We start from the raw sequence: 12,258 nt of genomic DNA, 5'->3' as shown, positions 1-12,258 counted from the left end.
GGGGTTGGAATCCACCGCCGTACTCACACCGCACCCCCTTCACTCACACTGGCGGGACTGCCGTTGCGGCCCGCTCTGCCCACCTTGCGCTGTTCGGCGGCGAGGTCGGCGCGCTTGACGATCTCGTAGGCGACGACGACCGAGAGCACGATGGTGCCCTGGATGATCGTGGCGATCTCGCGCGGAACCTGGATCTGTTCGAGCGAGACGGCCGACTTGTCGAGGAAAGCCCACAGCAGCGCGCCCAGCGCGATCCCGGCTGGGTGGTTGCGGCCGAGCAGCGCGACCGCGATGCCGATGAACCCGTAGCCCTGGGTCGCGGTCATGGCGTACTCGTGGTCGCGGCCGAGCAGTTCCGGCATCGCGATCAGACCCGCGACGGCACCGGAGAGCAGCATCGCCGTCATCGTCATCTTCTTGGAGCTGACCCCGCCCGCCGCGGCGGCCGTCGGCGACTCGCCGCTGGCCTTGAGTTCGAAACCGAATCTGGTGCGGTTGAGCATGAACCAGTAGCCGCCGCCGAGCAGCAGAGCCAGCACCACCGCGCCGAACAGGGTTCCGGCGGCGCCGAGCGGGATGCCGGGGATCCAGCCGGACGAGTCGATTTCCTCTGTGCTCACGTTGTTGCCGTGCAGCACGCCGAACTGGTCGGGGTTGATGAGGAAGGCGACGATGCCGAACACGATGGAGTTCAGCATGATCGTCGTGATGACCTCGCTGACGCCTCTGGTCACCTTGAGGATCGCGGGAAGCAACGCGTAGAAGGCGCCGGCGAAGACGGCGACGAGCAGGATCACCAGCATGTGCAGCACCGGGGGCAATTGCAGCGCACCACCGATGATGGCCGCGACGACGGCCGCGAACCGGTACTGCCCCTCGACCCCGATGTTGAACAGGTTCATCTGGAACCCGATCGCGACCGCGAGCCCCGCGATGTAGTAGACGGTCGCGAGGTTGACGGTGTCGACGGCGGTCGTGCCTTTGAAGAGCTGGGCACCCATGGTGCCGAACGCCCGCAACGGATCGGCGCCGGAAATGAGCAGCGCGATCGACGAGAGTACGAGCGCGAAGACAATCGCGAGCAGCGGTGGCAACACCACCGTGCGCCAGGACCTCACACGTCCTCCTCGGTGGCGGCTCCGGTCATGGCGGAGCCGAGTTCGGTCGGGGTGACGGTCGCCGGGTCGGCTTCGCTGACGAGCTCGCCCCTCAGCATCACCCTGATGGTGTCGGAGAGTCCGATCAGCTCGTCGAGGTCGGCTGAGACGAGCAGCACCGCGAGTCCCTCACGCCGCGCGGTGCGGATCTGTTCCCAGATCAGGGCCTGCGCTCCGACGTCGACGCCGCGCGTCGGGTGGGAGGCGATGAGCAGCAGCGGGTTGCCGGAGAGTTCCCTTCCGACGATGAGTTTCTGCTGGTTTCCGCCGGAAAGGGCGCCGGAGGGCACGTCGACGCTCGGCGTCCGCACGTCGTACTGTTCGACGATCCGCTTGGTGTCCTCCCGCGCGGCCGCGCGGTTGATCAACCGTCCACTTGAGACCGGTTCGCGGGTCTGGTAGCCGAGGATCCGGTTGCTCCACAATGGCTGGTTGAGCAGCAGCCCGTGCCGGGTCCGGTCTTCGGCGATGTAGCCGATGCCGGTTTCGCGGCGGGCGAGGGTGCCCAGTTTGGTCAGGTCGTGGACGGTGCCCTCGGCGTCGACGAGTTCGACCGAACCCGAGGTCGCCTTGCGCATCCCCATGATCGCCTCGACCAGTTCGGTCTGCCCGTTGCCCTCGACACCGGCGATGCCGAGCACTTCACCGGCGTGCACGGTCAGCGTGATGTCCTTGAGCAGCGCCCTGTGCGTGCCTTCGGCATCGAGCCTCAGGTCGGCGACGCGCAGGATGTCCCTGTCGGTCACCGTGGATTCCCGCGTCTCAGGGCTCGGCAGCGCGGAGCCCACCATCATCTCGGCCAGTTCGCGGGAGCTCACCGTCTTGGGATCCACCGTGCCGACCGTCGTTCCGCGCCGGATGACGGTGACCGAATCCGCGATGGCCCGCACCTCGTCGAGCTTGTGCGAGATGAAGATGAACGTGAAGCCCTGCCGCTGCATGCCGCGCACGGTCTCGAAAAGCGCGTCGACCTCCTGCGGCACCAGCACGGCCGTCGGTTCGTCGAGAATCACGATCCGCGCGCCGCGGTAGAGGACCTTGACGATCTCCACCCGCTGCCGGTCGGCGACTCCGAGCCGTTCGACCAGCAGGTCGAGATCGGCGTGCAAACCGGTCTGTGCCGCGAATCCCTCCAGCACCGAGCGTGCCTTCTTGCCGATGCCGTGCAGGCCCTCCGCGCCGAGCAGCACGTTTTCCTTGACGGTGAGATTGTCCGCGAGCATGAAGTGCTGGTGGACCATGCCGATACCGGCCTTGATCGCGTCCTGCGGGTTGCGCAGCTTGACGGGCTCACCGTTGATCGTGATGGTTCCCTCGTCCGGCTGCTGCATGCCGTAGAGGATCTTCATGAGAGTCGACTTGCCTGCGCCGTTCTCGCCGCACACGGCGTGCACCTCGCCGGCCCGTACGCTCAGGTGCACGTCGGAATTGGCGACGACGCCGGGGAATCGTTTCGTGATTCCGCTCAGCTCGACCACCGGTTCGGGATCGGTCATCTTTCGCAATGCTCCCCACGAAAAGGCAGGTGGGGCCCGTCGGCGGGATTACCGCCGACGAGCCCCACGCCGCGCCGGGTCCTAGTCCTGGTCCTAGCCCGAGACCTTGTCGGACACGGTGACGGCGCCGTCGATGATCTGCTGCTTGTAGCCGTCGAGAACAGGCTTGATGTCGTCGACCTGGCCACCCGACGTGGAGTAGCCGACGCCGTCGACCTTGAGGTCGAACCGCTCCGGCATGTTGGAGAGGTCGTCCTGCGCGATGGCCTTGATGTAGTCGTACACCGCGACGTCGACGCGCTTGAGCATCGAGGTCATGATGACGTCCTTCACCTCCGCGACCGTCTTCTGGTTGTACTGGTCGGAGTCGACGCCGATGGCGAGCACTCCGTTGCTCTTCGCCGCTTCGAACACGCCCTTGCCCGATGCGCCCGCCGCTTGGTAGACGACGTCGGCGCCCTTGTTGATCTGGGCGTTGGCGAGCGTGTTGCCCTTGCCGGGGTCGTTGAAGCCGGTGATGTCACCAGCGGGGGTCAGGTAGTCGCGCTCGATCTGCACCTTGTCGGAGGCGGCCTCGGCGCCCTGCACGAAACCGGCCTCGAACTTCTGGATCAGCGGCGTGTTGACGCCACCGACGAAGCCGATGTGACAGTTCTTGCTCTTGTAGACGGCGGCGACACCGGCGAGGAACGAACCTTGCTCTTCCGCGAACACGAGCGATGTCACGTTGGGAAGATCCACCGAGTCGTCGTCGATGATGGCGAACTTGGTGTCGGGGTGCTTCGGCGCGACGGCCTTGAGCGCCTCGGCGTAGGCGAAGCCGACGGCGATGACCGGGTTGTAGCCCTGCGAGGCCATCTGGTCGAGGCGCTGCTGCTTCGCGTCCTCCGACTCGGTGCCCGCCGCGGTGCTCTCGGTCGAGTCCGAGACACCCATCTTCTCCGTGGCCCTGTCGACACCGGCCGCGGCGGCGTCGTTGAACGACGCGTCGCCCCTTCCGCCGACGTCGTAGGCGAGCCCGACCTTCAGCGAGCTGGCGTCGACGTTCTCGTCCGCCTCACTGGAGCTCGAACTGGCGGGAGGCGCGGGAGGTGCCTGCGCGGTGACGCAGCTTCCCTCTTCCCCCTCACCACCGGCCTGGCCCTCATTGCCCGAGTCCTTGGCGCAACTCGCCAGCGTCAACACGCCGGCCATGGCTATAGCCGCCAGCGCTCCACCACGCACACGACGCACGGTGTTTCTCCCTCCCCGCTGTTCCAGCGGACAACACTGAGAAGGTCCGTACTGCCGTCGGACCAATTGGCGAACCGTACCGCTCTGTGAGAAATGAAGCATGCGGATGCAACCGTGCGTGACCCGATTGTTTACTCGCAGGTCAATCGCGCAATCGCGCATGCACAGCCCGTGATCGCGAGCGGCGGTCACCCGGTCTGGACCGGTGCGCGCGCGGGCCGGACGCCTCCACGGCGGGTGCCGAGGCACGAGACCTGGACCACTCGGCGCGTGTGCTCAGTGTTTGGTCCATCACAGCCGACAACCCGAGGTTGAGCCCGCCCGAAGCGGCAGGTCTAGCATCCGTTCGTATCCACGCTCGACGACCTGACCTCGGCTAAGTCGCGGTCCGCCGGGCTCAAGTCCATCAGTGACGTTGGAGGCCGTACACCGATGTCCACCACTGCTAGCACCGCCGCCGAGGCGGCGGCGAGTGATCGGACGGGCGCCTCACGCCGGAGCGGAACGTTCTACCGCGGAGATCCTGGCATGTGGTCCTGGGTCCTGCACCGCATCACCGGCGTGCTCACGTTCTTCTTCCTGTTCGTGCACGTTCTCGACACCGCTCTCGTCAGGGTGTCGCCGAACGCCTACGACGAGGTCATCGCGACCTACAAGACCCCATTCGTCAATCTCCTCGAAGTGGCCCTCGTCGGCGCCGTGCTCTACCACGCGCTGAACGGGATCAGGATCATCCTCGTCGACTTCTGGTCGAAGGGGCCGAAGTACCAGCGCCCCATGCTCTGGTCGATCGTCGGCATCTGGGTCGTCGTGATGATCCCCGGCACCTACTTCATGCTCGAACGCACCGTCAGCGAACTGTTCGGAGGCGGCAACTGATGGCCGACGCACTGGCAATCGACAAGCCTCGCTCTCCGCGAAGGCCCGCCGCCCGGCGCAGCAACTTCGAGCTGTACAGCTGGCTGTTCATGCGCATCTCCGGCCTCGCGCTCGTGGTGCTCGTGCTCGGCCACCTGTTCATCATGAACATCCTCGACGGCGGTGTTCACCGGCTGAACTTCGCTTTCGTCGCGGGCCGCTGGGCCTCACCGTTCTGGCAGTTCTGGGATCTGGCCATGCTGTGGCTCGCGCAGATCCACGGTGGCAACGGACTGCGCACGATCATCGACGACTACGCGCGCAAGGACACCACCCGGTTCTGGCTGAAGATGGTGCTCTACGTGTCGATGGCCGTGATCCTCGTTCTCGGCACGCTGGTGGTCTTCACCTTCGATCCGAACATCTCGGCCAACTGACTTCCTCACCACACGGAGTTTCTGGACCATGCAGTTTCACAAATACGACGTGGTGATCGTCGGAGCAGGCGGCGCAGGCATGCGCGCGGCCATCGAGTCCGGTCAGCGCGCCCGCACGGCGGTACTCACCAAGCTCTACCCCACGCGTTCGCACACCGGCGCCGCACAGGGCGGCATGTGTGCCGCACTGGCCAACGTCGAGGAAGACAACTGGGAGTGGCACACCTTCGACACCGTCAAGGGTGGTGACTACCTCACCGACCAGGACGCGGCGGAGATCATGGCCAAGGAGGCCATCGACGCGGTGCTCGACCTGGAGAAGATGGGGCTGCCCTTCAACCGCACGCCGGAAGGCAAGATCGACCAGCGCCGGTTCGGGGGGCACACCAGGGATCACGGCAAGGCCGCCGTGCGCAGGGCCTGCTACGCGGCCGACCGCACGGGTCACATGATCCTCCAGACGCTGTACCAGAACTGCGTCAAGCACGGCATCGAGTTCTTCAACGAGTTCTACGTGCTCGACATCTCCATCACCGAGACGGCCGACGGTCCCGTCGCCTCCGGCGCGGTCGCCTACGAACTCGCCACCGGCGAGATCCACGTCTTCCAGGCGAAGTCGATCGTGTTCGCGACGGGCGGGTTCGGCAAGGTCTTCAAGACCACGTCCAACGCGCACACGCTCACCGGCGACGGCATGGGCATCTACGCGCGCAAGGGCCTTCCGCTTGAGGACATGGAGTTCTACCAGTTCCACCCGACCGGCCTCGCCGGTCTCGGCATCCTGCTCACCGAGGGCGCCAGGGGTGAGGGCGCGATCCTGCGCAACGAGTCGGGCGAGCGGTTCATGGAACGCTACGCGCCGACCATCAAGGACCTCGCGCCTCGCGACATCGTCGCCAGGTCGATGGTGCTCGAAGTGCTGGAGGGCAGGGGCGCTGGGCCGAACAAGGACTACGTGTACCTCGACTGCACCCACCTCGGTGCCGAGGTGCTGGAGACCAAGCTCCCCGACATCACCGAGTTCGCCCGTACCTACCTCGGTGTCGACCCCGTCGAGGAACCGGTTCCGGTGTACCCCACCGCGCACTACGCGATGGGCGGCATCCCGACCAACGTCCACGGCGAGGCCCTGCGGGACAACGACAACGTCATCCCAGGGCTCTACGCGGCAGGCGAGGTCGCCTGTGTCTCGGTGCACGGCGCCAACCGGCTCGGCACCAACTCGCTGCTCGACATCAACGTGTTCGGCAGGAGGGCCGGTATCGCGGCAGCCGAGTACGCGGCGACGAGGGAACACGTCGAGCTTCCTGAGGACCCGGCGAAACTGGTCGAGGGCATGGTCGATCACCTGCGCACGGCGCACGGTGGCGAGCGCGTCGCCGACCTGCGCACCGAGTTGCAGCGGACCATGGACGAGAACGCGGCCGTCTACCGCACCGAGGACACGCTCAAGCAGGCGCTGACCGACGTGCAGGCGCTCAAGGAGCGCTACGGCAGGATCGCCGTGCAGGACAAGGGACTTCGCTACAACACGGACCTGCTCGAAGCCATCGAACTCGGCTTCCTGCTCGATCTGGCTGAGGTCCTTGTCAACGCGGCGCTCGCCCGCAAGGAATCGCGGGGAGGACACGCCCGCGAGGACTACCCGAACAGGGACGACGTCAACTTCATGCGGCACTCGATGTCCTACAAGCAGTTGCCGGAGAAGGAAGACCCCGACGCGCCGCTGGGCCTGACCGGGTTCACGGCCGACCTCCGGCTCGACTACAAGCCGGTGACCTTCACCAGGTACGAGCCGATGGAACGGAAGTACTGATGACTTCCGAACTACTCTTCTCCGCCGAGGAAGTGAAATGACCGCCGTAGCAGAGAACACCACGCACGACACGTCGCAGATTCCGGCGCCGGACGGCGCCATCACCATCACGGTGAAGCTACTGCGGTTCAACCCCGAACTGGACGACGAGCCGCACTGGGAGTCCTACGACGTTCCGGCGCTGCCGACGGACCGGGTGCTGAACCTGCTGTTCAACATCAAGAACTATGTGGACGGCACACTGGCGTTCCGCCGCTCGTGCGCACACGGCATCTGCGGCTCCGACGCCATGCAGATCAACGGCATCAACCGCCTCGCGTGCAAGGTTCTGGTCAAGGACCTGCTCGCGAAGCCGGGCAAGCAGACGACGGTGACGATCGCGCCGATCAAGGGCCTGCCCACCATGAAGGATCTCTATGTCGACATGGAACCGTTCTTCGAGGCGTACCGGGCGGTGAAGCCCTACCTCATCGCCTACGGCAACGAGCCCACCCGTGAGCGCGTCCAGTCCGCGGCCGACCGGGAGCGCTTCGACGACACCACCAAGTGCATCCTGTGCGCCGCCTGCACGTCCTCGTGCCCGGTGTACTGGGCCGACGGGTCCTACTTCGGACCGGCTGCCATCGTCAACGCGCACCGGTTCATCTTCGACTCGCGTGACGAGGGCGCCGAGGAACGGCTCGACATCCTCAACGACGCCGAGGGTGTGTGGCGCTGCCGCACCACCTTCAACTGCACCGACGCCTGCCCACGTGGCATCCAGGTGACGAAGGCGATCCAGGAGGTCAAGCGCGCGCTGCTGTTCAAGCGCGTCTGACTACCGGCACAGCGAAGAAGGGGGAGACCACCAACGTGGTCTCCCCCTTCTTTCGTGCCGGTCCGATGTGGTCGCGAGGGTTCAGACCTCTCCGCACGCCTCTCTCGCCGCCGCGACGGCGTCGATCACCTCGGGACTCTCGTAGTCGAACGTGCGCTGCCCGATCTGGAGCGGCTTGCTGATCGCGTCGGCGAGCTTCCGGTAGCCGGGATCCTGCTCGGCCGCCGCCGCTGCCAATTCCGAGGCGCCTGACCACCTTCGGGGACCGGCGAGTCCGGTGACCGGGTCGATCGTCGTCGTCCTCGCCATCGCCTCACACGCGGCGACGGCATCGGCCCGCGCGCCGGAGCCGGAGCCGGACGAGTCCGATGAGGACGTCAGCCAGCCCACCCCGACGGCACCGCCGCCAAGCACGACACCGGCGATCAGAGCCAGTACCACGGGCCTGCCACCTCGGGTGGGTTTCTGTGCTTCGCTCATGCCGGTCACCGCTCCTCTTCCGAGCCGGTATCGGGGGTGACACGCGCGGCCCGCAAACCACGGAGTCCTCTGAGCCCGATCACCCCGATGATCGTGCCGAGCACGAAGGACACCACGGCCAGTGTGATGTGCACGATGAAGAACGTCGTCGGCGAACCGTCGGCGTTCCACGCGTTGTCCCCGTTCCAGAGGTTGCGTACGAACGTGATCCAGATGATCCAAGACCAGATACCGAAGGCCAGCAGAAAGAGTGAGACTGGGCGAGACATCCGCATACCGCGCAGTATCCCCGGCCCTGTAGCGGATAGCCTGCACGGGTGCGCAGCGCTGTTCCCGCCAGGGTCCTGATCGTCGCTCTCCTCGCCGCTTTGTTCGGTACGAGCGGGTTACCCGCGCTCGCACAGCAACCAGGGCCTCCCGAACCGCCGTACTGCGAATTCAGGGAACTGCCCCCGCCTCCCGTCGACACCTCGGAGCAGCCGCCGCCAGGCGTGCCATCCCCCGCGCCGCTGCCGGTACCGGCCAGCCCGGCAGGCGGCGAGCGCATGAGCGAATGCGGCGTCGTGATCGCGGAGGGCGTGCCCGCGCCACCCGAGCCGCAGACGGCGGCCTCGTGGATGGTGCAGAACCTCGACACCGGTGAGGTACTTGCCGCGAAGGATCCACACGGGAGGCAGCGGCCCGCTTCACTCATCAAGACTCTGCTCGCGCTTGTCGTGCTCGAACAACTCGACCCGGAACGCGTCGTCGTCGGCACGAAACAGGACGCCGAACAGGAATGCACCTGCGTCGGCATCGTCGAGGGCGGCGAGTACACCGTCGGCCAGCTCATGAACGCGCTGTTGATGCGATCGGGCAACGACGTCGCGCACGCGCTCGCCGGGGCGCTCGGCGGGACGCAGGCGGCGGTGGGGAAGATGAACGACCTCGCGGCGAGGCTCGGTGCCGCCGACACGAGGGCGGCGACCCCGTCCGGTTTGGACGGGCCGGGGATGACGACCTCGGTCTACGACATGAGCCTCGTCTTCGCCAGCGCGATGAAGCAGCCCGGTTACGCCGAAGCGGTCGGCAGGCAGCACATGGACTTCCCCGGAGGGCCGGGCAAACCGCCCTACCCCATCTACAACGACAACCAGTTGTGGCCGACCTACGCCGGTTTCATCGGGGGCAAGACCGGTTTCACCGACGACTCCCGGCACACCTACGCCGGAGCGGCGGACCGGGACGGCACCCGGATCGGGGTGGTGTTGCTGAGGGCGGAGCAGAAGCCGATCCCGGTGGGCGACCAGGCGGCAAGGTTGCTCGACTACGGTTTCTCGCTCGCGGCGACCGGAACGCCCGCCGTCGGCGACCTGAACGAGGCACCAGCCGTGGGCGGCGACACGTCGGACGGCTCGGCCCACGGCGCTCAGGACGCGGGCGAGGAAGACGGCAAGGACGACCCGTTCGGAACGACCGGCTGGATCATCACCCTCGTCGTCATCCTGATCGTGGCGATCGGCATGATCGTCGCCCACCGCAAGGGTGTGCTGATCCGCCGCGAGTGAGCCCGGCGGTCAGCGCTGGCAGCCCGCCTCGGGGCAGGAACTGTCCGCGGCGGGGGTCACCTCGTCCGCTGCCTCCTCGTCCCGGTCGTCAGCCTTGGGCAGGGTCTCCTTCGCGAGGATCCACAGCACGAGGCCGATGGCCGCGATTCCTCCGGTGAGGCCGAACGCGGCGGCATACGACATCTTCTCCGCGACGGCCCCCGCGACGAGCGGGCCGACGACCGCGCCGACGTCGGCGGCCATCTGGAACCCGGCCAGCACCGAGCCACCCCTCGCCTTGGCGCCGAGCACGTCGGCGACGGCGGCGTTGTGCGCCGGGTTCAGCGAACCCGAACCCGCACCCGCGATGAGCGCGGCGACGAGGAACAGCCACGGGTTGCTCGTCACCCCGAGCAGAGTGGTTCCCACCGCGAGCAGCGCGAGCCCGGCGATCGCCGGGGGGCGGCGTCCCCGCTTGTCGGCGAACCGGCCCGCCAGCAGCAACACGGCCGCGTTGGCCGCGGCGAACACGGCGAGCGCGATACCGGTGAACGTCTCGTCCTTGACGAGAACGGCCGTGACGAACAGCGGGATCAGCGACATCCGCACGCCGAGCACGACCCAGCCGTTGGCGAGGTTCGACGCGAGCGCGGCCCGGTAGGTCGGATGGCGCAGCGCCTGCGTGAAGGTCAGCTCCGGCTCGTCATCGTCGGCGGCGCGGGCGGCCAGCGTCGAATGCCGCAACTGCCACCAGACGAACACGGTCGTCACCAGCAGCGCGGCGCCATAGGCGAGGAAGGGCGCTCGCAGCGACACCGCCACGAGCCCGCTGCCGATGACCGGGCCCGCGATGCCGCCGAGCAGGAAGCTCGTGCCCCACAGTCCGGAGGCCCTTCCCCGCAGATGCGCGGGCGAGATGCGGATCAGCAGGCCGATCGCCGACACCGTGAACATCGTGGACCCGACGCCGCTCGCCGAGCGGAACAGCAGCAGCTGCCAGTACTCCTCGGCCAGGGCGCACGCCAGCGTTCCCGCCGCGACGATCGACAGCCCCCACAGGTAGATGGGCCGCTCGCCGAACCGGGTGACGAGCTTGCCGCTCGCCGGCGCGAACAGGAGCCGGACCAGCGCGAACGCGCTCACCACGAACGAGGCGGCGGTCAGCCCGACGTCGAAGCTCGCCGCGAAGTTCGGCAGTGCGGGCCCGATCAGCCCATAGCCGATCGCGATGAGAAAACTGGCGCCGACGAGGACGTAGATCTCCCTCGGTAGCGTGGCCTTCTCCGGTTCCCGCGTCGTGACCGTGTCGCTCACCCTCACCCCTTACTTACAAGGTGAGCTTAATTCACTTGGAGCGGCGTCCGAGCCACGCCAGCAGCGCTCCCGCTCCGAAGGCACCCGCGACCGCGCCCGCACCGGCACCCCTCCGGACGGTGACCTCCGGCCTGATCACCACCGGTGGCGGCGGTGCGACCCTGCGCACCACGTTCTCCCTCGCCGTCGCCGTCCACGCCGTCACGTACAGCAGGAACCTGGCGACCAGGTTCGCGAAGACGAGCAACCCGATGATCGGGCCGAACACCGCGCCGCTCGGCGAACTGAGCACACTGGCGAGATAGATACTGCCGACCTGCTTGAGTATTTCGAAGCCGATACCGGCCACGATCGCGCCCTTGACCGCGCTGCGGGCCGAGACCCGCTCCCTCGGCAACTGCGAGATCACCCACAGGAAGACCAGCACGTTCGCGGCCAGTGCCAGCAGGATCGTCACCAGCCACAGCACGAACCGCGCCCACGCCTGTCCTTGCAGGCCGACGGCTTCGAGCAGGAACCTGCCGACCCCGCCGCCGACGGCGGTGAGGCCGAATGAGACCACCAGCGCCAGTCCCAGCCCCGCCAGCGCGGCGAGGTCCCTGATCTTCGAGGACAGGAACGGTTGCTGCTGCTTCTCCTGCCCCCACTGCGCGGTCAGCGCGTCGCGCAGGTTGGTCATCCAGCCGAGACCGGAGTAGAGCGCGAGCACCAGGCCGAGGATGCCGACCCCGGCCCGTGAGTCGACCGCGGCGTTCACGATCCCGGAGAGCAGATCACCAAGCCCCTCCGGCGCCGAGCTGACGATGCCGTCTCTCAGCTCGTTCAGCGCCGACTGGTTGCCGGCGAGGATGAACCCGGCGACGGAGAAACCGACCATCAGCAACGGGAACAGCGACAACACCGAAAAATAGGTGATCGCCGCCGCGTAGTGGTTGCCGTTGTGTTCGGTGAAGGTGTCGTTGGCTCTGATCAGGTGATCGAACCAGGGGTACTTCCTCCGTAGCCTCGGTATCAGCTTTTCTCGTTCCGCGCTCTCCTCCGTCACCCGATGACGCTAACCAGCCCAAAACGGGCCCGCAACGCGAATCGGCGCGTTTCGCTGGCCCGTCTTGGGAAACCGCCGC

General features: G+C 67.0%; 12 protein-coding genes. 5 read left to right on the top strand and 7 right to left on the bottom strand.

All coding sequences use genetic code 11. The features are described 5' to 3' along the window. Window positions 1-23: 23 nt before the first annotated feature. From BAY61_RS03505 to BAY61_RS03495, 3 genes are all read right to left on the bottom strand, one after another. Window positions 24-1,118: an ABC transporter permease gene (locus tag BAY61_RS03505; protein ID WP_091810815.1), complete on the bottom strand. Its 1,095-nt coding sequence runs from the start codon at window positions 1,116-1,118 to the stop codon at window positions 24-26. Continuing rightward, the gene (locus BAY61_RS03500; protein WP_091810816.1) at window positions 1,115-2,653 is read right to left on the bottom strand and encodes an ABC transporter ATP-binding protein; all 1,539 of its coding nucleotides are present in this window, start codon (window positions 2,651-2,653) and stop codon (window positions 1,115-1,117) included. The genes BAY61_RS03505 and BAY61_RS03500 overlap by 4 nt, the downstream gene beginning before the upstream one ends. A gap of 93 nt (window positions 2,654-2,746) precedes the next feature. Continuing rightward, a complete protein-coding gene (locus tag BAY61_RS03495; RefSeq protein WP_245866329.1) occupies window positions 2,747-3,877 on the bottom strand; it encodes a BMP family lipoprotein in 1,131 nt (376 codons plus the stop codon). Window positions 3,878-4,318: 441 nt separating this feature from the next. Between BAY61_RS03495 and sdhC the strand changes: the two genes are divergently transcribed. From sdhC to BAY61_RS03475, 4 genes are read left to right on the top strand one after another with little or no spacing between them, the layout of a single operon-like run. Next, window positions 4,319-4,765 (top strand): succinate dehydrogenase, cytochrome b556 subunit, encoded by a 447-nt coding sequence (sdhC, locus tag BAY61_RS03490; RefSeq protein ID WP_091810818.1) that lies wholly within the window; start codon window positions 4,319-4,321, stop codon window positions 4,763-4,765. After that, entirely contained in the window at window positions 4,765-5,181 is a 417-nt protein-coding gene (locus BAY61_RS03485; protein WP_091810819.1) for a succinate dehydrogenase hydrophobic membrane anchor subunit, read from the top strand. The genes sdhC and BAY61_RS03485 overlap by 1 nt, the downstream gene beginning before the upstream one ends. 28 nt (window positions 5,182-5,209) lie before the next feature. Next, on the top strand, window positions 5,210-6,997 hold the full coding sequence (gene sdhA / locus BAY61_RS03480; RefSeq protein WP_091810820.1) for a succinate dehydrogenase flavoprotein subunit: 1,788 nt from the start codon (window positions 5,210-5,212) through the stop codon (window positions 6,995-6,997). Window positions 6,998-7,034: 37 nt separating this feature from the next. Beyond that, window positions 7,035-7,814, top strand: coding sequence for a succinate dehydrogenase iron-sulfur subunit (locus BAY61_RS03475; protein ID WP_091810821.1), 780 nt, complete (start codon window positions 7,035-7,037; stop codon window positions 7,812-7,814). Window positions 7,815-7,895: 81 nt separating this feature from the next. Here BAY61_RS03475 and BAY61_RS03470 read toward each other — a convergent pair whose 3' ends face one another. Beyond that, a complete protein-coding gene (locus BAY61_RS03470; RefSeq protein WP_091810839.1) occupies window positions 7,896-8,294 on the bottom strand; it encodes a hypothetical protein in 399 nt (132 codons plus the stop codon). A 5-nt stretch (window positions 8,295-8,299) separates the two neighbouring features. Beyond that, entirely contained in the window at window positions 8,300-8,569 is a 270-nt protein-coding gene (locus tag BAY61_RS03465; RefSeq protein WP_091810822.1) for an SCO4848 family membrane protein, read from the bottom strand. A 42-nt stretch (window positions 8,570-8,611) separates the two neighbouring features. On the opposite strand from BAY61_RS03465, the gene BAY61_RS03460 reads away from it, so the two are divergent. Further along, the gene (locus BAY61_RS03460) at window positions 8,612-9,841 is read left to right on the top strand and encodes a D-alanyl-D-alanine carboxypeptidase family protein (protein WP_091810823.1); all 1,230 of its coding nucleotides are present in this window, start codon (window positions 8,612-8,614) and stop codon (window positions 9,839-9,841) included. 9 nt (window positions 9,842-9,850) lie between these two features. Here BAY61_RS03460 and BAY61_RS03455 read toward each other — a convergent pair whose 3' ends face one another. Further along, window positions 9,851-11,134: an MFS transporter gene (locus BAY61_RS03455; protein WP_091810840.1), complete on the bottom strand. Its 1,284-nt coding sequence runs from the start codon at window positions 11,132-11,134 to the stop codon at window positions 9,851-9,853. A 31-nt stretch (window positions 11,135-11,165) separates the two neighbouring features. Beyond that, window positions 11,166-12,179 (bottom strand): inner membrane protein YhjD, encoded by a 1,014-nt coding sequence (yhjD, locus tag BAY61_RS03450; protein ID WP_091810824.1) that lies wholly within the window; start codon window positions 12,177-12,179, stop codon window positions 11,166-11,168. Between the last annotated feature and the right edge of the window lie 79 nt (window positions 12,180-12,258).

Origin of the sequence: Prauserella marina, from assembly GCF_002240355.1 — a bacterium.
Lineage (GTDB): Bacteria > Actinomycetota > Actinomycetes > Mycobacteriales > Pseudonocardiaceae > Prauserella_A > Prauserella_A marina.
This window is presented reverse-complemented; position numbering and strand designations above follow the sequence as displayed.